We start from the raw sequence: 24161 nt of genomic DNA, 5'->3' as shown, positions 1-24161 counted from the left end.
ACCGAAAACCCGGTGCCCTCCCCTCAGGGCACCGGGTTTTCGGTGTCTGCGGACCTTAAGTGATGTCTGCCCAGGAGAAGCCGCCACCGGTCTCGTAATTGCCGTTGCCCTCCCCCTGGCCCGGCGGCGGGGCCTGGTGGGTGGGGTTCTGCGGCGGCGGGGACTTCGGCGGCGCGGGCTGGGACGGTCGCGGGGCCTGGGCCGCCTCCGCCTCGTCCTGGCGCTTCAGGGAGCGGCGCATCGCCTCCTTCGGGCTGACGGAGGTGTCCAGACCGGCGTCCTTCATCTGCCTGCGGGGGTCGAACTCGTCCATGAACTCCTCGTCACCGTCGAAGAGCGCCTTGGAGATCGCCGCCCGCGGGCCCATCCGTCCCCATTCGGCGGCCTGGGCGATCGGCGCCTTGAGCTCCTCGAACTCGTCGAGGGTCCCGTCCAGTTCCACCCGGGCATTGCGGATCGCCTTGCGCGCCGCATAGATGGCGGCACGGACGTCCTTGATCACTCCCGGAAGTCGCTCGGGCCCGATGACGATGACGGCGATGACCGCAATGGCGAATATCTCGCCCCAGCCAATATTGGAAAACACACACTCACCTTAGTGACTCAGTAACGACGGCGCTCACCGAGCGGGCTCAGCGGCCGTGCAGACGCCGGAAAGCGCGCAGCATCGTCTCGACCCTATCGAGAAAATCCTCCGGCTTGGCGCAGGGCACCGTGTCCGCCCCGGGCCCATCGGCCTGGGGACCCATGGCGATCCCGGTGAGCCGGGCGATGAGATCCTTCGGGGCCCGGACCTCCTCGGAGGAGTTGTGCTGGCGCAGGAGCGCGCTGGCGCCGCGCTGGCGGTGGGTCTGCATCCGGCAGTCATGGCACTGCACCAGATGGACGCGGGCGCGGTGGGCGGCGGTCTCCGCCATCTCACCGTCCGCGAAGGCCGCGACCGCCTCCGGGCTGAGGTGCTCCACGGAGGTGAAGGTGCGCTTCTTGCGGGCCCGCCGGTACCGCGCGGAACCCAGCCGGTCGTCAGCGAACGCGTGGAATGCCGAGTTCATCATCATTTACGTGCCAGCACCTCCCAGCCCATCCCGCCGCGCGGGGATCGGTTCAATCTCACTCCATCCTAAACACGGGGCGCCGTCCCCGCCGAAACCCCGCTCAGCGGGTACGAATCAGCAGCTTGGCGTCCTCATTGTGCTCGGCGGCGGCCTCGATGTACTCACGCAGCTGGGTACGGCCCCGGTGGATGCGGGAGCGGACGGTGCCCATCTTCACGCCCAGGGTCTCGGCGATCTCGTCGTAGCTCATGCCCACCACGTCACACAGGACGACGGCGACGCGATAGTTCGGGCCCAGCTCATCCAGCCCGGCCTGCAGCGTGGGGTCCAGGTTGGAGACGCTGTACGCCTGCTCCGGGGTCATGTCCGTGCCGGGAACCCGCTCGTAGTCCTCCGGCAGCGCCTCCATGCGGATCTTGCTGCGGTGGCGGACCATGTCGAGGAAGAGGTTGGTGGTGATGCGGTGCAGCCAGCCGCGGAAAGTGCCGGGCTGGTACTTCTTCAGGGAACGGAAGACGCGCATGAACGTCTCCTGGGTCAGGTCCTCCGCGTCCTGCGGGTTGCCCGAGAGGCGGTAGGCGAGCCGGTACACGCTGTCCGCGTGCTCGGCGACCAGTTCACCCCAACTCGGCATCTCACCCTGGCCGGCGTCAAAGGCGTCGGTGCCGGTCAGCTCCGCAGCCTCTTCGTCCCCCTCGAGCAGTCCGTCCGCGCCGGGTCCCCGCACGTGATCTCCGTCTCCCCCGACAGGGTGGGGGTCCTCTGCGGGCGAAGCGGTCGAGCGGGCTGCCTTATCCATAGGTGATATTGTCTCGGATCCGCATCCGGAATGCCACACGATGGACTGATAGAACTCTGTGAATGGCCGAATCACCCCGGGGACTTGGGAATACGTCCTCCCGGGTGCCCCTGTCGTCACCCCAACCACACCCGTCACTATTTTCGTGGCGATGGGGAGGACCTGCACCGGCCCCCATACCTCACTGCCTAGACTGGGCTGTGTGACTGACACGGCATTTGAGGCTCTGAGCAAATACATCGGATCGACCAGCGCGCGCGGCGACGCGTTCGTGGCCGCGCGGCGCGAGGCGGAGGAGTTCGGCGTGACCGCGCCCGACGAGGCCGTCGGCCAGCTGCTGGCGACCCTGACCGCCACCGCCACCGCCGGGCGTGCCGACGCCAACGTCGTCGCCATCACCTCGGCGGCCAACGTCGTGGGCCTGTACTTCCTCGACGCCCTGCCCGAGAAGGGCGTGTTGACCTGCATCAACCCCGAGGCCACACACAACAACCAGGCCAAGGCCACCTTCCGCGACGCCGGCTACGCCGCCGCCCGCGCCCGTTTCCTCACCGCCCGCCCCCTCGAGGTGATGGGGCGGCTGGCCAGCGACACCTACCAGGTCGTCTACGCCGACGTGTCCCCGATGGATCTGTCCGCCGTCATCGACAGCGCCTGGTCCCTGCTCACCGTCGGCGGCACCCTCGTGCTGGCCGACTCGCTGCTGGACGGCACCATCGCCGACCAGACCCGCACCGACCGGGACACCGCCGGCGCGCGTGAGGCCGACGCCAAGGCCCTCGAGCTGACCGACGCCCAGGTCACCCGCCTGCCGCTGGGTGCGGGCCTCACCCTGATCACCCGCCTGCGTTAGGGCACGGCGCAGACGCGAGGGGCGGGCGTCGGGAAGCATGCTTCCCGACGCCCGCCCCTCGTGCTTGACGAATGCAACCGGCCGCTAGACGATGCCGTTCTTGCCGACGACGACCACGCCACCCGCAGAGACCTTGAAGCGGGCCTCATCACGCGCCGCGTCGACGCCGACGATCTCGCCCTCCCGGACGTAGACGTTCTTGTCCAGGATGGCGTGGCGCACCACCGCCCCCTTGCCGACACGCACACCCGGCAGCAGGACGGAGCCTTCGACGGTGGCGCCTTCCTCGATGCGGACGCCGGAGGAGATCACCGAGTTGCGGACCGTGCCTCCGGAGACGATCGAACCCGGCGCCACCATGGAGGACTGCGCGATGCCGCCCTGCACGAACTTCGCCGGGGGGAGGTTCGCGTCGTCGGTTGAGTGAATCGGCCAGGTCGTGTTGTAGAGGTTGAACACCGGGTGGACCGAGATCAGGTCCATGTGCGCCTCGTAGTAGGAATCGATGGTGCCGACGTCACGCCAGTAGCCACGGTCGCGGTCGGTCGCGCCCGGGACCGCGTTGGCGGAGAAGTCGTAGACGTGGGCCTCGCCCTCCGCCACGAAGTTCGGGATGATGTTCCCGCCCATGTCATGGTCGGACTCTTCATCGAGTTCGTCCTTGAGCAGCGCCTCAATGAACGGCTCGGTGGTGAAGATGTAGTTGCCCATGGAGGCGTAGGCCTGGCTCGGGTCATCCGCGGTGCCCGGCGGGTTGGCCGGCTTCTCCAGGAACTCGGTGATCGTGCCGTCCTCGTCCGCGTCGATGACGCCGAAGGCGGTGGCCTCCTCGCGCGGGACCCGGATGCCCGCGACGGTGCACGCCTTGCCCGACTTAATGTGGTCCTCGAGCATCTGCGACGGGTCCATGCGGTAGACGTGGTCCGCGCCGAAGACCAGGACGTAGTCCGGCTTGTCGTCGTAGATGAGGTTGAGGGACTGCACGATGGCGTCCGCGGACCCGTTGTACCAGCGCTTTCCGCGACGCTGCTGGGCCGGCACCGAGGCGATGTAGGAGCCGGTCGGCCCGGAGATGTTCCACGCGCGGGAGATGTGGCGGTCCAGCGAGTGAGACTTGTATTGGGTCAGGACCGCGATCCGTTCGAAACCACCGTTGACGAGGTTCGACAGGACGAAGTCAATCAGGCGGTAGGTACCGCCGAATGGCACTGCAGGCTTCGCGCGGTCCTCGGTCAGGGGGAATAGTCGCTTACCCTCGCCGCCGGCGAGGACGATGGCTAGAACTCTCGGTCGTGTTTTCACATCCACCACCATATTGAGTTCGTCGACACTTCGCAGAGCTTCCCGTTAGTTGACCGACGCCCCTCCCCCTGCCCCTAACCCGTCACTGCCCCCTGATGCGTCGCCCGGGACCGTCCCTGGGCCCTTCAGGCGCCTGCACGACCCCGGAATCGTGGCTACTGTCTAAGGCATGAGAGTCGGAATGATGACCAAAGAGTATCCGCCAGAAGTGTACGGTGGCGCAGGCGTCCACGTTACCGAGCTGACCCGTTTCATGCGCGACATCGACGGGGTCGAGGTGGACGTCCACTGCATGGGTGGCCCCCGCGACGAAGAGGGCGTCTACGTCCACGGCGTCGACCCGGAGCTGGCCGAGGCGAACTCCGCCATCAAGACGCTGTCCACCGGACTGCGCATGGCCGACGCCGCGAACAACCTGGACGTCGCCCACTCCCACACCTGGTACGCCGGCCTCGGCGGCCACCTGACCGGTGAGCTCTACGGGATTCCGCACATCGCCACCGCCCACTCCCTGGAGCCGCACCGCCCGTGGAAGCGCGAGCAGCTCGGCGGCGGCTACGACGTCTCCTCCTGGTCCGAGAAGAACGCCATGGAATACGCCGACGCGGTCATCGCCGTCTCGGCCGGCATGAAGACCGCTATCCTCGACGCCTACCCGCGCATCGACGCCGACAAGGTCCACGTCGTCCTCAACGGCATCGACACCCAGGTGTGGACCCCGACCCCGCGTTTCGACGAGGACTCGGTGATGATCCGGCTCGGCATCGACCCGGATCGCCCGATCGCCTCCTTCGTCGGCCGCATCACCCGCCAGAAGGGTGTGGAGCACCTGGTCAAGGCGGCCCACCACTTCGACGAGGGGGTGCAGCTGGTGCTGTGCGCCGGCGCCCCGGACACCCCGGAAATCGGTGAGCGCACCCGCAAGCTGGTCGAGGAGCTCCAGGCCTCCCGCGAGGGCGTCTACTGGATCCAGGACCACCTCCCGCAGCCGCAGATCCAGGAGATCTACTCCTCCTCCGACACCTTCGTCTGCCCCTCAATCTACGAGCCGCTGGGCATCGTCAACCTGGAGGCCATGGCCTGCAACACGGCCGTGGTGGCCTCCGACGTCGGCGGCATCCCCGAGGTCGTCGTCGACGGCGAGACCGGCACCCTGGTCCACTACGACGAGAAGGACGCCGAGGCCTTCGAACGCGGCATCGCCGAGGCGGTCAACGCCATGGTCGCCGACCGCGACAACGCCCGGGCATTCGGTGCGGCGGGTCGGACCCGGGCCGTCGAGAAGTTCTCCTGGGCCACCATCGCCCAGCAGACCGTCGACGTCTACAAGTCCGTGCTTTAGCGCTACAGAAAGGACTATCCGTGACCTCTGACATCCATCGTCCTGAGCTCCACGTCACCGCCGAAACCGGCGTCCTCAACGCACCCGCCGGCGTCCTCAACGACCGGGGCACCTGGCACATGCTTTACCAGTTCCAGCCGAAGCCCGGCGGCCCCGCCCGCTGGGGCCACGTCATCGGCCCCGACGGCCCCTTCGACTGGGTCGACTGCGATGACGTCCTTGCCCCGGAGGGCGCGGAGACCACGCTGCGCGCCGGGTCGGTGGTCGCGGAAGGCGAAGGCATCGGCGTCTACTTCACCTCGGGGGTGGGCGCCTCCTCGTCCATCCACCTCGCCTCGGCGACCTCCATCCCCCGCACCTGCGAGGTCTCCGACGAGGCGTCGTCGATCGATCCCTTCCTCATCCGGCAGGGACAGGTCGTCGGCGACCAGGCCGAGGCCCACGATTTCCGCTCCCCCGCCGTCGTCCCCGGCTGGGAGCGCGAGAACGACCGCGAGGCCGGCCACGCCGGGTGGCTGATGCTCGCGGTCACCGGCGAGACGGCCGCGCCGGTGCCGGTCATCCTCTCCTCGGAGGACGGCCGCACCTGGAACTACGAGGGGCCGCTGACCTTCGAGGGCGACACCGGACTCGAATCCGTCCACGCCATGACTGCCCCGCGCATCATGCGCCTGCGCGACGAGGTCGATGACCTCATCTACGACGTTCTCCTGGTCACCCTGGAGCGCGACGGCATCGACTACTCGGGCTACCTCGTCGGCCAGCTCACCGGCACCGTCTTCACCGTCGCACGCGGCTTCACCCGCATCGACTACGGCCATGACTTCGTGCGCCCACGCTCGGCGCAGTTCACCCCGGGCACCCTCCCGGAGGGCGACCGCAACCGCGAGGCCATCGTCTTCGGACTGCTCAACGGCATCGGCCGCCAGGACGATCCGACGCAGCACCGCACCCTCAAGGAGTCCAAGTGGGCCAACGCGCTGTCGCTGCCCCGCGTCGTGACCCTGCAGGGAGGCATTCTCTACCAGACCCCGATGCCGGGCCTGGTGAACTCGGTCGCCTCCTCCCGTCGCGCCCACTCGTGGACCGGCCTGTGCGAGATTCCGCAGGGCGCGACGGTCACGGTCTCACTGACCGACGGCACCGGCGCCGAAGCGGCCCGCATCATCCACTCCGGCGACACCCTGACGCTGGAACGCTCCATGACCGGCCAGCCGCACACCTCCGCGCCGGCGGTCGCCCCGCTGCGTGAGGACGACTCCGACTCACTGACCGTCGTCGTCGACGGATCCACCGTGGAGGTCTTCGCCGACGGCGGCCAGGTGGCCATGGCCTCACGCGTCTACTTCGAGGAGGGCTTCGCCGGACTCGACGTCACCGTCGAGGGCGACGCCGAGATTCTGCGCAGCTGGGAACAGTCCGGCAACGCCCGCTAACGACGGCGCAGGGTCAGTAGGAGCCCGTGGGCGGTGACCGTCATCGGGTCCGCAAGCCCGTCGAGCCGCTCGTGCAGCTCGTCCGGATTGATCGCGCGGGCCGAGGGACTCATCGCCACCTGGTTGGCGATGGACTCCTGATCCAGCGTCATCGGGAAGGCCACGTCCCGGGGCTGGCCGACCTCCGCGAAGAACTCCCCAGCCGCCCGGCGGATGTCTTCCGTCAGGGCGGCGTCGACGAGGTCGATGCCCAGCGGGGCCCGCAGTTCGTCCAGATGCCCCGGCGCCGGGGTGAGCACGATGAGCCGTCCTCCGGGCGGCAGGGCACGCGCGAACTCCGGAAGATTGACCGGAGCGAACACACTGGTGATGACGTCGACGGAGGCGTCCCGGACGGGCAGGCGACCCGCCAGATCGGCGACGAGCGCGCCCAACCGCGGATGCGCCTGCGCCAGCAGGTTGGCGGCATCGGTGGACACGTCGATGCCGACGCCGCGGGCCTGCTCCACCTGATCGAGCGTGTGCGCGAGGTAGAAACCGGTGCCGGCGCCCGCGTCGAGGATGGTCACCTGCTGATCGTCGGGGACCTCGGCGTCGTCAAGCGCCTGCACCACCGACGCGGTGACCGCCTCCACGAAAGGCGCGAAATGACCGCGCGAGAGGAACGTCTCGCGGGCGGTGACCATGTCCTCGGAATCCCCCAGGGACTCGTCGAGCCCTGCCGGGGTCAGCACGGCGTAGCCGGTGCCGGCGACGTCGAAGGTGCGTCCGGCGGCCGAGCGCAGCGGCCCACCGGGGGCGTCGAGGGTCAGCGCAGTGCCGTCGACCGGATCGGCGAGGACGTCAGTCAGGTTGTCGATCATGAAAAGCCACTCTACTTCCTTGCCCACAGAGACGGCACCCGCCTCCGGGTGGTTCCCGGCGGCGGGTGCCGTCGTGTCAGTTGGCCGTGCATCGGGCCCCGGCGTAGGCCGGTCGCCTATTCTGCGACTGAGTCCAGCAGGAGCTGGCCGAGCTCAGCGGCCTCTTCCTTGTCGAGCTCCACCACGAGGCGTCCGCCACCGTCTGAAGGGATCCTCATGACGATCTTGCGACTTTCCTCCACAGCCTCCATCGGACCGTTGCCCGTACGCGGCTTCATTGCTGCCATCTCGAACTGACTCCTTCTCAGTGACAATCTTCTTATGGCCACAGTTTACGCCAGTTTTTGGGTACGGTGGCGGGGATGCAAACATCGGCCCAGGTCAGTACGGTGAACAATGGGGGTAGTCGCCGATCTGCACCGGCCTGCGCTGTCGCCGAAACAGACGGGCTAGGCGTGGTGATCGGGCCGGGGCTGCGTGAGTTCGGAACGCGCCTGGGCCAGCTCCGCCTGCAGGGTGGCGATCGCGTCGTCCACCTGGTCCGGGCGGTAGCCACGGGTGACCATCTCGAAACGCACCCCGGCGACGTCCCCGCCGCGGATCAGTTCCCGGTTGTCGCGGATGACGCTGGCGGGTTCGTCCATGGGCGGGAGCACCTCGCCCCGGCCGAATATCCGTCCCCAAAACCACGTGCCGAGTATGGTCAGCGCGATCAGCACGAGGATGAGCAGGAGCCAGGTGAGCATGGTGGAGACCTTTCGGCGGGGGCGGACGTCTAGAGGATAGCCGAGAGCGGGGCGCGCTCACCCGGGGCGGCCGCCCCTGCCGGGAGCAGCCCGGCGCGGTGGAGGATGGTCGCCGCCACGACGTCGGCCATCGGCCCGAGCTCGTGCAACGGGCGGTTGCGGTGGTGACGCTGGCCGAGGTCCACCTCCACGATGGACCCCGGCCCGTGCGCCCGGAGGGTGTCGATGAGCAGACCCACCTCCACGCCGTAGCCGGCCACGAACGGCAACCCGAGGGCCGTGCTGCGCCGGAGCGCGTACTCCCCCGCCAGGGGCTGGTTGAGCCGGGCCAGCTCCGGGAAGTAGAGGCGAAGCAGGGGTTTGGCGGTCAGCTCGGTGACGCGCCCGCCGCCGGTGGGCGCGCCGTCGAGTCCCCGCCGGTAATCGGCGTTGACCAGCTGGATCCGCTCGTCGACGAAGGGCGCCGCCAGCCGGCCGACGACGCCGGACGGCACCTCGCTGAGGTCCGAGTCGACGAACACGACGACGTCCCCGGAGGCGGCCGCCGTCCCGCGCCACAGGGACTCCCCCTTGCCCGGCCGTGGCGCCGTCCCCGGCAGCACCTCGCGCCAGTTGAGGACCCGGGCCCCGGCGCGGGCGGCCTCCTCGGCGGTCGCGTCGGTGGAGTCGGCGTCGATGACGAGGATCTCCCACGGGTGTTCGGCGGCCACCGCACGGACGACGGCGCCGACGGTCGGAGCCTCATTGAGCGCCGGGATGACGACGGAGACCCTCACACCAGACCCCGGACGGTCGCCAGCGGCGCGGCGGTGCCGGCGATCGCCGCGGTCATGCGGATGACGTCGACGGTCTCGGCGACCTCGTGGACGCGGAAGGCGGCCACGCCGCGCGCGGCCGACCAGGCCGTGGCGGCCAGGGTGCCGGCCACGCGCTCGCCCACGCCCCGGGCGAGGGTCTCGCCGATGAAGTCCTTGTTCGACAGCGCCATGAGCACCGGCCAGCCGGTGGCGACGATCTCGTCGATGCGGCGCAGCAGCTCCAGTCCGTGGAAGGTGTTCTTGCCGAAGTCATGGGTCGGGTCAATGAAGACCTTCTCCTCGGGCACGCCCAGGCTCACGGCCCGCTCCGCCAGCGCGCCGGTCTCGGCGATGACGTCGGCGACGACGTCGTCGAAGTGCACCCGGTGCGGGCGGGTGCGCGGGGTCACGCCCCCGGTGTGCGAACAGACGTAGCCGACGCGGTGGGCGCCGGCGACCTCCATGAGTTCGGGGTCCCAGCCCGCCCAGGTGTCGTTGATGAGACTGGCCCCGGCACGGATGGCCACGTCGGCGACGTCGGCGCGCCAGGTGTCCACCGAGATCGTGACGCCCGGGTGGCGGTCCGCGACCGCCTGGATGAGCGGGACGACACGGTCGATCTCCTCGGCCGCGGACACGGCGTCACCGGGGCCGGCTTTGACGCCGCCGATGTCGACGATGCTCGCGCCCTGGGCCACCACCTCGTCGCAGCGTGCCACGGCACTCTCGATGCCCCACGTCGCGCCCCGGTCGTAGAAGGAGTCCGGGGTGCGGTTGACGATGGCCATCACCTGGGCGAGGCGGGCAGGTTCGGACGGTGCCATCCCTACTCGTCCTCAGCCGCGTCGGCGTCGCCGCCGTAGTGCTCGGCACCGGAGCGGTGGAGACGGCCGTCGGTCATGACCCGGTGGGCGTCGACGATATGCCTGACGGCCTCGTCGATCGAGTCGGTGACCAGGAAGAGCTCCATGTCGTGCGGGGAGATCATGCCCCGGGCCGTCAGCTGGGTGCCCAGCCAGTCCACCAGGCCCGCCCAGAAATCGGTGCCGATGAGCACGATCGGGTAGTTGGTGACCTTCTTGGTCTGCACCATGCACAGCACCTCGAAGAGCTCGTCCATAGTGCCGAAGCCACCCGGCAGGGTGACGAAGGCCTGGGAGTACTTGAGGAACATCGTCTTGCGGGCGAAGAAGTAACGGAAGTTGAGGCCGAGGTCGACCCACTCGTTGAGGTGCTGTTCGTGCGGGAGCTCGATGCCCAGCCCGACGGAGAGGCCGCCCGCCTCGTGGCAGCCCCGGTTCGGGGCCTCCATCAGGCCCGGGCCGCCGCCGGTGATGACGGCGTAGCCCGCGTGCGCCAGGGCGGCGCCGAGTTCGACGCCGAGCTCGTACTCCGGCTCCCCCGCCGCGATGCGCGCGGAGCCGAACACCGTCACGGCCTTGCGCAGCCTGGACAGGGCGTCGAAGCCGGAGACGAACTCCGACTGGATGCGCAGGATGCGCCAGGGATCGGCGTGCTGCCAGTCGTGGTCGGCGCCGAGCTCCAGGAGTCGCTGATCGTAGGTCGAGGTCTGATCCCCGAGCTCCGTACGCATGAGGACCGGCCCCCGCAGCTTGCGGTTCTTGGTCTCGTCCGGGGTGATGTTGGGTGCCATCAATCGTCTCCAGAAGCTCGTGGTGCTGGTGTGGTCGTTCCCCCGCGTGCTGGCGTGCCGCCCGGCGGCGAGGAAACCGGACCACCCAGGCTAATTGGCCCGCTCAGCTTCGTCCACCGCTGCCGACGGCGCACGGTACCCCGAGGGCCGCCGAGTATCGCCTGCACAGCGGGCACCCTAAAGTGTCAGGCATGACGACTCAGGGAGCCGTTGGCATGGGAATTGCCAACATCGCCATCGACGGAACAGTTCTCGACACCTGGTTTCCCAGCCCGCGGCTGCTGACCGGGCCGGACGCCGAGGGACTGACCAACGGCACCGTCCGCCTCGGCGCCGCCGACATCCCGAACAGCTTTCTCCGCCTGATCAAGATGGACCAGGACCGCATGGTCGAACAGATCGCGGTCCGCACGGTCGTCGCCGACCTGTCCGCGCCGCCGGCGGACGCCCACGACGTGTATCTGCGGCTGCACCTGCTGTCCCACCGCATGGTCAAGCCCCTGTCCCTGTCGACCCAGGGCGCCATCCACTGCCTGTCGACCGTCGTGTGGACCAACAAGGGGCCGACGCTGCCGGACAACTTCGAGTTCCAGCGCACCGAGCTGCGCTCCCGCGGCCTCATCCACGTCTACGGCGTCGAGCGCCTGCCGCGCATGGTCGACTACGTCGTGCCCAACCACGTCTCCATCGCCGAGGCCGAGCGGGTGCGTCTGGGCGCCTACCTGGCGCCGGGCACCCGTGTCCTGCGGGAGGGATACGTCTCCTACAACTCCGGCACCCTGGGCGCCTGCCGTATCGAGGGTCGGCTGTCCTCCTCCACGTTGATCGGCGAGGGCTGCGACATCGGGTTGTCCTCGACGTTCATGGCGATGCGTGGCGAGGACGGGGTTCGACACCCGGTGACGATGGGCGCCAACTGCCGACTCGGGGTCTCCTCGGGACTGATCGGGCTGTCCATGGGCGACCACTGCTCCATCGCGGCGAACATCGTCATCGAACGTGAGACGGAGGTCTTCGATCTGGGGCGCGACGAGGTGGTCCCGGCCAGTTCCCTGGACGGCAGGAGCAACTGGCACGTCAGCCACAGCGCCTACCACTCGGTGCCCGTCGTCAGGTGGGAGCACCGCTAGCCTGGGCGGATCCCCGGGGTCCCCGGGCCGGCTTGTAGGATCTGCAGCCATGACAACCCCCGCCAGTTCGTCCCGCGCCCCGGAAACACCGGACGCCGCGACGACCAGTTCATCCCTCGGACATGGCCTGAAAACCAGGCACCTGACCATGATGGGCCTCGGCTCCGCCATCGGCGCCGGCCTCTTCCTCGGCACCGGCGTCGGCATAGAGGCCGCCGGCCCCGCCGTCCTCCTCGCCTACATCGTGGCCGGCGTCATCGTCATGCTGGTGATGCAGACGCTCGGCGAAATGGCCGCGGCCCGCCCGTCCTCCGGGTCCTTCTCCACCTACGCCCGCCAGGCCTTCGGCCACTGGGCCGGTTTCATGACGGGCTGGATCTACTGGTTCATGCTCACCATGGTGCTCGGCGCCGAGATGACCGGCGCCTCCGCGATCATGGCCGGCTGGTTCGGCGTCGACCCCTGGATTCCGGCGCTGGTATGCGTGGTCTTCTTCGCCGTCGTCAACTTCGCCCAGGTCCGCGGGTTCGGCGAATTCGAGTACTGGTTCTCCCTGATCAAGGTCGCCGTCATCATCGGCTTCCTCGTCGTCGGCGTGCTGCTCTTCTTCGGCTGGCTGCCCGACGCGGAGCCGATCCTCTTCTCCAACATCGCGCAGGTCGATTTCGCGCCGAACGGGTTGCCGGGCGTCGCGGCCGGCCTGCTGGCGGTCGCCTTCGCCTTCGGCGGCATCGAGCTGGTCACCATCGCCGCCGCCGAGTCCGAGAATCCGGCCGCCTCCATCCGCACCGCGGTGCGCTCGGTCATCGTGCGCATCTCGGTGTTCTACCTGGGCTCCGTCCTGGCGATCATCATGCTGCTGCCCTACGACCAGATCTCCGGCGCCGACACCGCCGACGAGTCGCCCTTCACCCGGGTGCTCGCGCTGGCCAACATCCCGGGCGTCGTCGGTTTCATGGAGGCCGTCATCGTCCTGGCGCTGCTCTCGGCGTTCAACGCCCAGATCTACGCCACCTCCCGACTGGTGCACCGCCTCGCCATGGAGGGTGACGCCCCGAGGATCTTCGCCAAGACCAACAGTGAGCGCGTCCCGATCAACGCCGTGGTCCTGTCCATGTTCTTCGCCTTCGTCTCGGTCGGCCTGCAGTGGTGGAACCCGACCGGACTGCTGACCTTCCTGCTCAACGCCGTCGGCGGCTGCCTGCTGGTCGTCTGGGTGATGATCATGCTCAGCTACCTCAAACTGCACCCAGTCCTCGAGGCCAACGGCGAGATCAGCACCGTGCGCATGTGGGGCTTCCCCTGGCTGGGCTACCTGACGCTGGCCGCGCTGGCCGGTCTGGTGGTGCTGATGCTTTTCGACGCCGGCGCACGCATGCAGATCATCTCGGTCGCTGCGGTTGTCGCCGTTCTCGTTATACTGTCGCTGTTCACCAGAAATAACCCGCCGCTGAGCTCCGAGGCAATGTCTGTCCAGCGCCGTCGGCCGGTAACACAGAAGGATTAATCAGCTTTCGTGTCCGTGCATTCCGCCCCCGCCCCGACCCCGACCCCGACCACTGCCTCCGCCCGCGGCCTGGCCACCATCACCTATGACGGCACCGTGCTCGACGTCTGGTACCCGGCAGTCAAGGTCGACGAGCCGATCACCGAGTCCACGACGACCCGCCTCGATGAGGCCCCGCAGCAGTTCGTGCAGCTGGTCGGCCCGGACGAGGAGCGCGGCGTCGCCCGGGTGCCGGTCCTGACCGAGATCGCCGACCTCTCCGCCGCTCCCACCGACGCCTACGACGTCTACCTGCGCCTGCACGTGCTCTCCCACCGTCTCGCCCTGCCGGGCCAGGTCAACATTGACGGCTCCCGGGACATCCTCGCCAAGGTCGTGTGGACCAATTACGGCCCGTGCGCGATGGCGGACTTCCAGATGGTCCGCGGCCGCCTCGCCGGTAAGGGCCCGGTCACGGTCTTCTCCGTCGACACCTATCCGCGCATGCTGGACTACGTCGTCCCGGAGGGCGTCAACGTCATCGACTCCGGACGAGTCCTGCTCGGCGCCCACCTGGCCGAGGGCACCTGCGTCACCGAGTCCGCGTTTCTGCTCCCGGGCACCGGCTCGGCCGCCGCGGTCACCATCGACCGCCGCCTGGAGCCGGGCGAAGTCCTGGGTTAGCGTCCCAGCGCGGCCCACACTTTCCGGCCGCGCTCCGACTCCGGGAAACCGTCGACGATGCCGCCCAGCACGTCGGCCGTTTCATTGGCCCCGAAGGCGGGGCTGAACGGCTGCAGGCGCACCCCCTCGCGCAGCTCCCCGATGTAGAGCGGGTCGAAGCCGAGGTCGTCGACAAGCTCGCCGACGCGCGCGGCCGCCGCCTCCGGCCCGGCCACCGCGATGGCCTTGCGGGGCCGCGCGTTCGCCTGCTCGTCGAGGTCGTGGTACCCCATGTGGTTGAACGCCTTGACGACGACCGAGTCTGGGAAGCGCTCCTGGATGAACTCGCTTGTCGACGCCCCCGGCTCGGCGAACTCCGAGTCCTTCCCGTCGGTCTCCCACCAGTAGTTCATCGCGTCGACGACGATCTTGCCCGCCATCTGCCCGGCCGGGAGGCTCGCCCACTTGTGCAGCGGGATGGCGGCGATGACGATCTCGGCCCGGTCGGCGGCGTCGGTGTTGGTGGTGGCCCGCGCCCCCGGTACGAGGACGCGCGCGATCAGCTCCACCTTCGACGGGTCACCTGAACCGGCGATGTAGACCTCGTGCCCCGCCTCGACGGCGAGGCGGGCGAGGATGGTTCCGACTTTGCCGGCTCCGAGCACTGCGATGGTCGACATGGTGGGGCTCCTTCAACTTTTTGATGACGTGTCTACGTTAATCAACCGCAGGGAGCGCGCCCCCATTCCCGCACCCCCATCGACACGATGACAAGTTTAGTTTACATTTGGTAGTGGAAATTATGTTCCGAGCCAGGAGAACAACCATGAACCGTCACAAACCGGCGCCCGACGACACCGCTCGGCCCGTTCCCGGGGTGAGCCGCGGTGACTGAACCGAACCACGCCAACATGGTGCGCAGGTACCGCCGCTGGGAGGAACTCTCGCAGCAGGAACTCGCCGACGCCGTCGGCGTCTCCCGCCAGACCATCGCCAACATCGAGCGGGGCAACTACTCCCCCTCCGTCCACCTCGCCCTCGCGATCTGCCGTCGGCTCAACCGAACCGTCGAGCAGATCTTCGGTGACCTGCAGGAAGGCCAGTCCAGTGTTTAAGTCCATCGGCGACCACCTCATCGCCCGCGCCGACGCCACCGTCGACGACGAGTTCGAGCGCGCGATCCTGCATCGTTCCGCCTCCGTCTACGCCCACGTCACCGTCATCGTGTCCATGGCCTGCATGGTGGTCCTAGCCTGGGCCCTGCCCGGCTGGCTCTCGCTGTGGTCGACGCTCCTGGCCGCCCCGATGCTGCTGGCCGAATTCACGTCGCAGGCCTGGCTTCGCGGCCAGATCGCCTCCCCCCGTGCGAGACGGGTCGATGCCGCCACGGTCGTCACCTCGTTCGTCTTCGCCCTCGCCTGGGCCGGCGGCGTGCAGTACCGCACCGCCGGCCTCGCCGAAGGATTCGGTGCCGGAGGCATCACCGGCGCGGTCTTCGGCGTGGCCTTCGCGCTGGTGCTGATCCCGCGTCTGCTGCAGCGAACCCGGACTAAGGACGCCGAACGGCTGGCCGCGGGTGAGGAGGACTGAGCGTAGCCCCCTGAAAGGAGTCGCCTGAAAGGGCGCGTCCTTTCAGGAAAACAGAACGCCCAACCGGGGTGAGATCTGGGGACTCCTTTCCGGCAACGGCACGGTTCAGGCGCTGGGCCGAGTTGTTCGCCGTCGCTGAGCGGCCGCGACCATGTCCAGCAATCCACATCCCCCGTCCTCGCGCGGCGACAGGTCGGCGAACGTCGCCCGCAGGACCAGGAAGCCGGCGTTCTGGAGCTCCTTCTCCCGCTGACGCTCCGCGCGAATCACCTCGTCCGCCCGCTTCCCGAAAGTCGCACCATCGTACTTCACGTTGCCGTCGAGCTCGACGATGAGCCAGCCGTCGATGAGCAGGTCGACCCGGTAAGTCGTGGTTCCCCGACTGGGCCGGATCTGCCCCTGGGTCTGGATCCGCCCGACCCCCGCTCGCACCAGGATCACACGCGCCATTGACTCCAACGGACTGTCGGCGCTGTCCCCCGACAAGTCGATAGCTTGACGGACTGCGCCGACACCGTGGTAGCGCTGCTCTACGGTCATCGACCGGTGTAGATCCTCGATGCTTAAGCCCGGCGACTTCCGCCGGAGATCATCGATAGCGACCACGCCGGCAACGACGCCGTGATAACGGGCGACGTCTCGGAGCGTCCGGAAGGTCGTGGTGACGCGAATGCCGTCGACAACGCACACCTCGTCCTCGGACAGGGCGGAACTTCGAAAAACCGTGTGTGGAGGCCACGAGCGCCTCGCCCGGAAAGACTTCGGGTTGGGATAGGTCATCTCCACCAGCGGGTCGGAACCCACCGTCGCGATCCCCAGCACCCGGGCGGCCGATTTCCCTGACAGCACCGCACGATCCGCGCTCACACCGAAGGCATAGGTTCGGGCCAGGGCCTGCTCCCACGGAGGGAGACGCCGCCAAGTTTCTTCCCAGATGACGACTTCCGGCGTGAGCCTCCGGTATTTTCCCGCTAACAAATCGGCACGGATCGCGGTGTCCGCCAGAGTCAGTCGGCGAAGGTTGAGCAGCATGTCCAGGGTGAAGTTCATGCCTCGAAGCTTCACTCAGGATGCTGGGCCCTGCCGGGCATGATGTTGGACCTGTGGATAACTCGCCTCTTTGAAGGCGCGTCCACAACTTCCCTGAAAGGAGTCACCAGAAAGGACGCGCCCTATCAGAAAACAGAACGCCAAATCGGGGCCTTTCAGGGGACTCCTTTCAGGCAGGACGAGTGGCCGGTGCTCTACCGCGGCGCCACCGTCACCACGGCCACCGTCTTCGGTCTGCGGAAGGTCCACAGCTTGTTGACGAAGAAATTCACCGGCATCGCCACCAGAATCGAGATGGCCTGCGCCCAGTACTCCTTGGTGCGGAAGCCGTTCGAGTTGTCGAAGACGGCGTCCGGAAGGGCGATCACCGAGGTGGGGTTCATCAGCAGCGTCAGCACGCCGAGGCTGACGACCAGCGACACCAGGCCGGTCGTGAGGAAGGGGAAGAATCCGCGCAGCCAGGAGCGCTTGTGGAGGCTGCGGAAGGTCCAGGAGCGGTTGAGCTGGTAGTTCCACGTGTTGGCGACGAGGAAGGCGATCACCGAGAACAGGTGATAGTAGCGGAAGTTCCACTGGGTGCCGAGCAGATTGACGACCACGTCACTGGCGGCCGTGCCGCCGGCGGCGAAGAGCTTGCGGACGAGGTAGAACGTGACCAGGTTGACGATCGTGCCGGAGCCGCCGACTATGCCGAACATGATGAACTGGCGTAAACCCCCCAGCATCCTCGTCACGGACACCGTCGAGGCGCGCGTCGAGACCGACCCCTGCTCCTGCATCATCCAACTCGCCTTTCGCCCCGTCCGTGATCCCGAATCAACCCAGTCTATCGGCCCACCCCGGCCGGGACCGAAAGGCCCGCCCGTCGGGGAATGTCACGGCCGTCGCATACAGCTGCAGCGGGCTCGTGAAATCGTGGAGGTCGAGCCCCCGGTCGACGGGATAGGTGTCGTCACCGTGAATCGGCGCGCCGAGGTGGTTGAGCAGCACCCGCAGCTGGTGGGTGTGTCCGGTCGTCGGCCGCAGTTCCACGACATCGGGCGCCAGGGAGCGGATCCAGGTGCGGGTGGGAGTCCCCGCCTCATCGACGGTGACCTGCCGACGCCCCTTCGCCTTGGTCATGCCCAGCCTGATCTCCACCCAGTCGGGGTAGTCGAGTACGCCGTCCACCCGCGCCAGGTAGGTCTTGCCCACCCGGCGGGCGGCGAACATGCGCTGATATCTGCTCCTCGCGGCGGAGGTGCGCGCGGAGACCAGCACCCCGGCGGTGAGCCGGTCGAGGCGGTGCAACGGGGCAGTCTCCTCCCCGAATTCCCGGCGCAGCCTGGTCTGGGCGGTCTCGGTGACGAGACGGCCGTTGCTGGTGCTGGGCAGGAAATGGGGCTTGTCGACGACCACCAGTTCCTCGTCCACGTGCAGCACCCGGTAGTCGAAGGGGATCGGTTTCTCCGGGGCCAGATCGGGGAAGGTCCACGCCGGGATCCGCCCGACCACGGTGCCTGGGCGGAGCACCTGTCCCGGGGCGAAGGCCGAATCGCCGGCCCGGGCGGCCCAGTACTCCCCCGCCGGCACGGTTCCCTCCAGCACCACGCGGGTCGCGACGACGCCGTCTCGGGCGGGCGGCCTGCCGTCTTTAGGCGAGACGGGCGGCGGCGGCGTCAATGCGCTCGTCGGAGGCGGTCAGGGAGACGCGCACGTGGTTGACGGCCCCGGGGCCGTAGAACTCGCCCGGGGCCACGAGGATGCCGCGCTCGGCAAGCCATGCGACGGTGTCGCGGCCGTTCTCCCCACCGCGGGAGGCCCACAGGTAGAGACCGGCCTCGGAGTGGTCGACGCTGAAGCCCGCGCGCAGCAGGGCCGGCAGCAGCACGGCCCGGCGTCGGGCGTAGCGCAGTTTCTGCAGCTCCTCCTGCCCGTCGTCGGCAAGCGCGTGGAGCATGGCGGCCTGGATCGGGCCCGGCACCATGAGGCCGAGGTGCTTGCGGGCCTGGGTCAGTTCAGCGATGAGCGCGGCGTCGCCGGCGATCATGCCGGCGCGGTAGCTGGCCATGTTCGAGGACTTTGACAGGGAGTGGATGGCCAGGAGTCCGGTGTGGTCGCCCCCGCAGACGCGCTCGTCGAGGATGGACACCGGCGGCTTCTCGTCGTCCCAGCCGAGCCCGATGTAGCACTCGTCGGAGGCGACGATCGCGCCGCGTTCGCGGGCGTCGGCCACCACGGCCCGCAGCTGATCGATCCCGAGGACCCGGCCCGTCGGGTTGGACGGGGAGTTGAGGAAGATCAGGGGCGCGCCGTCGACCAGCGCCTCACCGCGGACCGGGGTGCCGCCGGCGAGCAGGGCGGCGACCTCGTAGGTCGGGTACGCGATCTCCGGAATGACGACGGGGGCGCCGCTGATACCGAGCAGGGTCGGCAGCAGCGCGATGGCCTCCTTGGTCCCGACCACCGCCATCGTCTCCTCGGCGGTGACGTCGGTCCCGTGGCGGCGGTTGAGCCAGCCGGCGATGGCCGCATGCAGCGCGGGAGTGCCGGTGGTCGGCGGGTAGCCGGAGGCCGCGGCGGCCTCGGCCAGGGCGAGCTGGATGCCGGGGGCGACGTCATCGACCGGCGTGCCGATGGACAGGTCGACGATCCCGTCCGGGTGCGCGTGCGCGGACGCAGAAACGTCTGCCAGCGAGTCCCAGGGAAACTCGGGCAGACGTTGGGCGAGCGGTGTCCTCGGCAGTGAAGTCATGGGCACCAGACTAGTCGGCGGGGATCGGCGCGGAACCTAGGAGTCCTGGTTCTGCGGCGGCAGCGCGGCGACGAACGGGTGGTCGAAGTCCTGCGGGCCGAGCTTCATGGCACCGCCCGGGGAGCCCAGGTCATCGAAGAAGCCGACGTTGGCGTCGTAGTATTCCGCCCACTCGTCCGGGGTGTCGTCCTCGTAGAAGATGGCCTCCACCGGGCAGGCCGGCTCGCAGGCGCCGCAGTCGACGCACTCGTCCGGGTGGATGTAGAGCATGCGCTTGCCCTCGTAGATGCAGTCGACCGGGCATTCTTCCACGCACGAACGGTCAAGGACGTCGACGCACGGCTGAGCGATGATGTAGGTCATCAGATATCAGTTACTCCTGACTATTTCTAAGGCTGGCAGTTGGCGGCTGAGGAAACGTGGCTGCCTGTACTGCCCTGGTCCTGGCCCGCTGGGGTCCTCTGGGAAGACAGTATGTCATTTACCACGGAAAACCGGCCAAAGGCCTCCCATGATTCCTGCCACAAGCAGCGCAATTGCGAGAATGTTATTTCCGACCAGCAGTTCGCGGGTCACCTCCGGCCCGATGAGGAACAGCAGGTAGCCCACGCACCACAGCGAGAGGGGAATCAGCACCACCGCAATGTGTGTGCTCCACAGCTTAGCGGTCCGTGTCAGCACCGCGTTAAACCAGGCCGCGGCGAGAAGCGGCCACGGGAAGGGCACGGTCGGCCCGCCGGGAAGGGTGACGTCGGTGCCCAGATAGACCACCGCGATCAGGACGCTGAAGAAGGAGGCGGCGCCCAGCCAGCCGAGCGCCGAGACCTTCTCCCCGCGGTCCAGGTCGGTGCGCAGCCGGGTGCGAGAACGGTCGAGCATCCCTAGAGCCCGGAGAGCAGCTGGGTCGGATCCGTGGGCGCGGACCCGGCGCCGAGCTGGTAGTGCTCGCGGCGCAGGATCGGCTGGGCGATGAGGTTGGACAGCGCGTAGATGGTGCACTCGGCGCTGGCCCAGGCGGAGTGGGGGTTGGTGGGCGACCAGTCGCCGTCGGCGAGCCACAGCTGGGTCGCGTGCGCGCGCATCGACTCCTTCTTCAGGTGGTACAGCTCGTCGTCGAGCTCGACCCAGGCGTCGACGTGCTCGACCAGGGCCAGTTCCTCGTCGCCGCGGCGCCAGGTCCCCGGCAGCGAGGTGACCGTGGCCAGCGCCGCGCGCACCTCCTCCTCGAGGAACACGGCCCAGAGGATTCGCGGGATCTCCCAGTCGATGCGTCCGGCGGCGGCGTGGGTGATCTCGTGGGCGCGGACGTGATCCGGGTGCCCGTAACCGCCGTCGGGGCCGTAGGTGAGGACCAGGTGCGGGCGCAGGTCGGCGAAGATCGCGGCCAACTCGTCGACGGCCGCCTGACCGGAGTTCACGAACGCCCGCGGATTGGCGTGCGCCGGGGAGCCGGCCATGCCGGAGTCCCGGAAGCGGCCGGCGCCGCCGAGGTGGACGCCGCGCACGCCGAGGACGTCGAGGGCGCGCTGGAGCTCGCCGATGCGGAAGCCGCCGAGCTGGTCGGCCTCGTCGTTGACCAGGTGCCGGTAGGTCTCCCCGATCACCTCGCCCTCCTCCCCCAGGGTGCAGGTGACGACGGTGACGTCGGCGCCGCGGCGGGCGAAGTCGGCCAGTGCCGCGGCGGTGGTGATGGACTCGTCGTCCGGGTGGGCGTGGACCGCGACTACGCGGTAGCCGGTGAGATCGTGCGTGGTCACGGGATGCTTCCTTGCTCGTTTCGGGTGCTGGTGTCGGCGCTGCGCCAGGTGGCGGCGGTCTCGAGACCCTTCTGCCACTCCGACAGTTCGCCGTCGGGGACAACGATACCCTCGCCCAGGACGGCGACCCGCTGCTCCACCAGCAGAGGCAGGCGCAGGTGCTCGACGTCGGTCACGCGTTCCACCCAGGCGGAAACGTCGGCCGGGGCCCAGCCCTGGGTCAGCGCGTCGGTGAGCCAGGCGTCGGTCTCCGGGGTGCAGTACCCGGAGAGGTTGCCCGCGCGGAAGCTGTCCCCGCGGGGCGGGCACAGCAGGGTGTCGGCGGCGCTGAGGGCGGTGTCGTCCAGGTGGCGCCAGGAGACGACGACGTCGGCCTCGCCCTCGGGCAGCAGGGTCGAGGCCAGGTTCGGCAGGTCCGTGCTGACCACCTCGGCGGTCACGCCGTTGTTGACCAGGATGTCGCGCACGGTGCGGGCCGCGGCGGTGGCGGTGGCGTCGGCCGGGTCGGCGCCGATGCGCAGCGGCTGCTGCGCGGTGAGCTGGAGCAGCTGCGGGTTCTCCACCTCGGGCACCGCCGGCAACGGCGGCGCCGGGAGCACGTCGGCGCTGCGCCCGGCGGCCAGGCGGGTGATGGTCCCGGTCTCGGGGGCGAGCAGCCCGAGCAGTTCCCGTCGCCGCTGGTGCTCGGCGAGAACCGGCGACGCCGTCGACAGCGTCAGCTCCAGCTGGCGGGGCCCGGTGATCATGCGGGTCTCGGTGCCCGGCACGAGGTCGTAGGACTGGACGGCTACCTCCGAGGGCACGACGTCCAGGAAACTGACCTGACCCGAGCGCAGCAGGTCGGAGCCCTGTACGGAGGACTGGACCTCGATGAGGCTGAGGACGTCGGTCCGGGCGGGGGCCTGCCCCCAGTACCGGTCGTTGCGGTGCAGGGTGAACACTCCCCGGGCCCGGTCCACCTTCGCCACCATGAAGCGGCCCGCCGACGCCGGGATCGTGTCGAAGAGGACGGTGGCGAAGTCCTCCCCGCCCGGGGCGGCCAGGTGACTGGGCAGCAGGTGCGTGAACAGCTCACGCCACTCCGGGAAGGGCTCTGCGAAGCTGACGTGGACGGTCTTGCCGCCGTCGGAGGTGCGGACGTCGCTGACGGCGGCGTAGCCGGCGCGGTCGATGACGGCCGGGGTCCGGGTCATCGACTCCCACAGGTAGATGAAGTCGGCGCCGGTGATCGGGGTGCCGTCCGACCACTGCGCCGTGGGGCTGATGACGTAGCGCACGGTCTGCGCGTACCCGGCGCCGACAGGCTCGACCTCCTGTGCCGAGACCATCAGGTCGGTGTCGAGCTGGCCGTCGCGGAAAACGCTCGGCAGGACCAGCTTGGCGATGGACTCCACCGTGGCGTTGTTGTCGCTGAGCAGGTGGGGGTTGAAGCCGTTGAGCAGCGGCGCGACCCCGACGGAGATGCTGGACCGCCGGCTGTCGCGGGGCGTGGTCGGGGTCTCGGACGCTGACGTCGTCGGCTCGGCGGAGCTCGCCGGGCTTGTCGACGGCGTCGGCTCCGGCTCCACCGTCGGCGCGGGCCCCGGCTGGGCCACGCACGCGGAGGTCAGCAGTACGGCGGCGGCGCCCAGCGTCGCGATGGCGAGGCGGGCCGTCGTCGCGGCCCGGATTCCGGCAGTTTTCATGGCACTGCCATTAAACCGCAGAGTCGCCGGATTGCGCACGAGGCCCCGCCCGGAGGGCCCCGGCGCAGGCCGTGACGAGGGCGCCGGCGATGAGCAGGACGCCGAGGCCGACGCGCAGGCTGGTGACCTCGGAGACCGCGCCGATGATCGGGCTGGTCACGATCATCGCCACGCGCATCAGCCAGCTGACCGCGGTGACGCCGTCCGAGGGACGAACCCCGGGGATGCCGGCCGCGGCCGCGTAGGCGCTGGGCACGATCGTGGCGCAGCCGTAGCCGGCCAGCGCGAGACCGACGTAGAGCGGCAGCGGCTCCCCCGCCGTGACCACCACCAGCCCGCCGAGGGCGATGAGCAGGCCGCCGGTGCGGGCCACGCCGACCCGCCCGAAGCGGTCGATGAGGGGATCACCGGTGAAGCGGCCGAGTGTCTGCGCCGCCAGGACGACGGTGTAGGCGGCGCCGGCGGAGGTCACCGCCACGCCGGCGAGCTGGTTGGCGGCCAGCGCCGCCCAGTTGCTGGCGACGTCCTCCACGATGACTCCGGCGCCGGCGAGCAGCGCGACGGGCAGCGCCAGGACCATCACCCGGCCCAGGCCGGCGTCCCGGGCCGGTGGCTCGGATTGGGCCCCGGGTGGCGTGTCCACGCCGGTCACCCGCTGATGGACAGGCCCGACCATCCACACCGCCGCCCCGGCGAGAGCGACGACGACCACCGCCGCGGCGCTGAGATGCACGGCGATCGGCACGCCGGTGGCCGCCGCCCAGGTGGCCGCCAGACCGCCGACCACGGAGCCGAGCGACCAGAAGGCGTGCAGGCTCGAGATGATCGAGCGGCCCAGCCGGTCCTGGACGGCGACGCCGGTGACGTTCTGGGAGACGTCGACCACCGTGTCCAGCGCCCCCGCCGCCAACAGCAGGAGGGCGAAGATCCAGGGGCCGTCGCTGAGCCCGAAGCCCACCAGGACCAGCGCCAGCAGCACGGTCCCGTAGAAGACCGTGGGGCGCGGGCCGAAGCGTCGTTCCGCCCAAGCCGGAAGCACCGTCGACAACAGGGAGCCGATCGCCATGGCGGTGACGAAAACACCGAACACGGCGTCACTGAGACCCCAGGTCTCCTTGAGCACCGGGTACCAGGGCAGAATCGACGCGAAGGTGGCGCCATTGGTGGCGAACATGAGACCGACCCCGACGGCCGGAAGCCATCGGGGTCGGTCCCTGCT

Annotated in this window: 27 protein-coding genes and 1 pseudogene; 8 read left to right on the top strand and 20 right to left on the bottom strand. The window is 69.1% G+C overall.

Annotated elements, in window-relative coordinates; translation table 11 throughout:
- Nucleotides 1-55: 55 nt before the first annotated feature.
- The 3 genes from tatB to sigE form a co-directional block, all read right to left on the bottom strand.
- Nucleotides 56-586 carry a Sec-independent protein translocase protein TatB gene (tatB, locus tag CGUA_RS05160; RefSeq protein WP_290198016.1) on the bottom strand — a complete coding sequence of 177 codons (531 nt, stop codon included), beginning with the start codon at nt 584-586 and terminating at the stop codon, nt 56-58.
- 46 nt (nt 587-632) lie between these two features.
- Nucleotides 633-1058: a zf-HC2 domain-containing protein gene (locus CGUA_RS05155; protein ID WP_290198015.1), complete on the bottom strand. Its 426-nt coding sequence runs from the start codon at nt 1056-1058 to the stop codon at nt 633-635.
- Nucleotides 1059-1155: 97 nt separating this feature from the next.
- Complete coding sequence (sigE, locus tag CGUA_RS05150; protein ID WP_290198014.1) at nt 1156-1782, bottom strand: RNA polymerase sigma factor SigE; 627 nt, start codon at nt 1780-1782, stop codon at nt 1156-1158.
- Nucleotides 1783-2056: 274 nt separating this feature from the next.
- On the opposite strand from sigE, the gene CGUA_RS05145 reads away from it, so the two are divergent.
- Entirely contained in the window at nt 2057-2707 is a 651-nt protein-coding gene (locus CGUA_RS05145; RefSeq protein ID WP_290198013.1) for an O-methyltransferase, read from the top strand.
- 84 nt (nt 2708-2791) lie between these two features.
- Here the strand turns inward: CGUA_RS05145 and glgC are convergent, their stop codons facing one another.
- Nucleotides 2792-4021, bottom strand: a complete 1230-nt coding sequence (gene glgC, locus CGUA_RS05140) for a glucose-1-phosphate adenylyltransferase (RefSeq protein ID WP_290198012.1) — start codon at nt 4019-4021, stop codon at nt 2792-2794.
- 157 nt (nt 4022-4178) lie between these two features.
- On the opposite strand from glgC, the gene glgA reads away from it, so the two are divergent.
- Both glgA and CGUA_RS05130 read left to right on the top strand, forming a co-directional pair.
- Entirely contained in the window at nt 4179-5351 is a 1173-nt protein-coding gene (glgA, locus tag CGUA_RS05135; protein WP_290198011.1) for a glycogen synthase, read from the top strand.
- A 20-nt stretch (nt 5352-5371) separates the two neighbouring features.
- Nucleotides 5372-6787, top strand: a complete 1416-nt coding sequence (locus CGUA_RS05130; RefSeq protein WP_290198010.1) for a glycoside hydrolase family 32 protein — start codon at nt 5372-5374, stop codon at nt 6785-6787.
- On the opposite strand, the gene CGUA_RS05125 is transcribed toward CGUA_RS05130, so the two are convergent.
- The 6 genes from CGUA_RS05125 to CGUA_RS05100 form a co-directional block, all read right to left on the bottom strand.
- Nucleotides 6784-7650, bottom strand: coding sequence for a methyltransferase domain-containing protein (locus CGUA_RS05125; protein WP_290198009.1), 867 nt, complete (start codon nt 7648-7650; stop codon nt 6784-6786). The two genes, CGUA_RS05130 and CGUA_RS05125, sit on opposite strands and share 4 nt — an antisense overlap.
- Nucleotides 7651-7766: 116 nt before the next feature.
- Complete coding sequence (locus tag CGUA_RS05120; RefSeq protein WP_290198008.1) at nt 7767-7937, bottom strand: DUF3117 domain-containing protein; 171 nt, start codon at nt 7935-7937, stop codon at nt 7767-7769.
- Between the two features lie 162 nt (nt 7938-8099).
- Nucleotides 8100-8396: a DivIVA domain-containing protein gene (locus CGUA_RS05115; protein WP_290198007.1), complete on the bottom strand. Its 297-nt coding sequence runs from the start codon at nt 8394-8396 to the stop codon at nt 8100-8102.
- Between the two features lie 29 nt (nt 8397-8425).
- A complete protein-coding gene (locus CGUA_RS05110) occupies nt 8426-9172 on the bottom strand; it encodes a glucosyl-3-phosphoglycerate synthase (RefSeq protein WP_290198006.1) in 747 nt (248 codons plus the stop codon).
- Nucleotides 9169-10017 (bottom strand): dihydropteroate synthase, encoded by an 849-nt coding sequence (folP, locus tag CGUA_RS05105; protein ID WP_290198005.1) that lies wholly within the window; start codon nt 10015-10017, stop codon nt 9169-9171. Before folP ends, CGUA_RS05110 begins: the two co-directional genes overlap by 4 nt.
- Nucleotides 10018-10019: 2 nt before the next feature.
- Nucleotides 10020-10847, bottom strand: coding sequence for an LOG family protein (locus tag CGUA_RS05100; protein ID WP_290198004.1), 828 nt, complete (start codon nt 10845-10847; stop codon nt 10020-10022).
- Nucleotides 10848-11062: 215 nt separating this feature from the next.
- Here CGUA_RS05100 and CGUA_RS05095 point away from each other — a divergent pair, with 215 nt between their 5' ends.
- The 3 genes and pseudogenes from CGUA_RS05095 to CGUA_RS05085 form a co-directional block, all read left to right on the top strand.
- Entirely contained in the window at nt 11063-11977 is a 915-nt protein-coding gene (locus tag CGUA_RS05095) for a DapH/DapD/GlmU-related protein (protein ID WP_290198003.1), read from the top strand.
- A gap of 49 nt (nt 11978-12026) precedes the next feature.
- Nucleotides 12027-13484 carry an amino acid permease gene (locus tag CGUA_RS05090; RefSeq protein WP_290198002.1) on the top strand — a complete coding sequence of 486 codons (1458 nt, stop codon included), beginning with the start codon at nt 12027-12029 and terminating at the stop codon, nt 13482-13484.
- Between the two features lie 15 nt (nt 13485-13499).
- Nucleotides 13500-14144, top strand: a pseudogene (locus tag CGUA_RS05085) (2,3,4,5-tetrahydropyridine-2,6-dicarboxylate N-succinyltransferase); the annotation flags it as partial.
- On the opposite strand, the gene CGUA_RS05080 reads toward CGUA_RS05085, so the two are convergent.
- Nucleotides 14144-14806: an NADPH-dependent F420 reductase gene (locus CGUA_RS05080; RefSeq protein WP_290198001.1), complete on the bottom strand. Its 663-nt coding sequence runs from the start codon at nt 14804-14806 to the stop codon at nt 14144-14146. The pseudogene CGUA_RS05085 and the gene CGUA_RS05080 sit on opposite strands and share 1 nt — an antisense overlap.
- A gap of 231 nt (nt 14807-15037) precedes the next feature.
- Between CGUA_RS05080 and CGUA_RS05075 the strand changes: the two genes are divergently transcribed.
- The gene (locus tag CGUA_RS05075) at nt 15038-15241 is read left to right on the top strand and encodes a helix-turn-helix transcriptional regulator (protein ID WP_290198317.1); all 204 of its coding nucleotides are present in this window, start codon (nt 15038-15040) and stop codon (nt 15239-15241) included.
- Nucleotides 15234-15716, top strand: coding sequence for a hypothetical protein (locus CGUA_RS05070; protein ID WP_290198000.1), 483 nt, complete (start codon nt 15234-15236; stop codon nt 15714-15716). The genes CGUA_RS05075 and CGUA_RS05070 overlap by 8 nt, the downstream gene beginning before the upstream one ends.
- A gap of 105 nt (nt 15717-15821) precedes the next feature.
- Here the strand turns inward: CGUA_RS05070 and CGUA_RS05065 are convergent, their stop codons facing one another.
- The 9 genes from CGUA_RS05065 to CGUA_RS05025 form a co-directional block, all read right to left on the bottom strand.
- Nucleotides 15822-16766, bottom strand: coding sequence for a putative endonuclease domain-containing protein (locus CGUA_RS05065; protein WP_290197999.1), 945 nt, complete (start codon nt 16764-16766; stop codon nt 15822-15824).
- A 194-nt stretch (nt 16767-16960) separates the two neighbouring features.
- The gene (locus CGUA_RS05060; protein ID WP_435383690.1) at nt 16961-17548 is read right to left on the bottom strand and encodes a GtrA family protein; all 588 of its coding nucleotides are present in this window, start codon (nt 17546-17548) and stop codon (nt 16961-16963) included.
- A 34-nt stretch (nt 17549-17582) separates the two neighbouring features.
- Nucleotides 17583-18356, bottom strand: a complete 774-nt coding sequence (locus tag CGUA_RS05055; protein WP_374725025.1) for a pseudouridine synthase — start codon at nt 18354-18356, stop codon at nt 17583-17585.
- Nucleotides 18357-18399: 43 nt separating this feature from the next.
- Nucleotides 18400-19491 (bottom strand): succinyldiaminopimelate transaminase, encoded by a 1092-nt coding sequence (dapC, locus tag CGUA_RS05050; RefSeq protein ID WP_290198315.1) that lies wholly within the window; start codon nt 19489-19491, stop codon nt 18400-18402.
- A 45-nt stretch (nt 19492-19536) separates the two neighbouring features.
- Nucleotides 19537-19863, bottom strand: a complete 327-nt coding sequence (fdxA, locus tag CGUA_RS05045; protein ID WP_290197997.1) for a ferredoxin — start codon at nt 19861-19863, stop codon at nt 19537-19539.
- A 114-nt stretch (nt 19864-19977) separates the two neighbouring features.
- Nucleotides 19978-20379: a hypothetical protein gene (locus tag CGUA_RS05040; protein ID WP_290197996.1), complete on the bottom strand. Its 402-nt coding sequence runs from the start codon at nt 20377-20379 to the stop codon at nt 19978-19980.
- A gap of 2 nt (nt 20380-20381) precedes the next feature.
- A complete protein-coding gene (gene mshB / locus CGUA_RS05035; protein ID WP_290197995.1) occupies nt 20382-21257 on the bottom strand; it encodes an N-acetyl-1-D-myo-inositol-2-amino-2-deoxy-alpha-D-glucopyranoside deacetylase in 876 nt (291 codons plus the stop codon).
- Nucleotides 21254-22942, bottom strand: a complete 1689-nt coding sequence (locus CGUA_RS05030; protein WP_290197994.1) for an ABC transporter family substrate-binding protein — start codon at nt 22940-22942, stop codon at nt 21254-21256. The genes mshB and CGUA_RS05030 overlap by 4 nt, the downstream gene beginning before the upstream one ends.
- Before the next feature lie 10 nt (nt 22943-22952).
- Nucleotides 22953-24116, bottom strand: coding sequence for an MFS transporter (locus CGUA_RS05025; protein WP_290197993.1), 1164 nt, complete (start codon nt 24114-24116; stop codon nt 22953-22955).
- Nucleotides 24117-24161: the final 45 nt, after the last annotated feature.

The sequence above is a fragment of the Corynebacterium guangdongense genome, assembly GCF_030408915.1.
GTDB classification, from domain to species: domain Bacteria; phylum Actinomycetota; class Actinomycetes; order Mycobacteriales; family Mycobacteriaceae; genus Corynebacterium; species Corynebacterium guangdongense.
The sequence above is the reverse complement of the archived record's forward strand: the minus strand, read 5'-3'. Positions and strand labels throughout refer to the sequence as shown.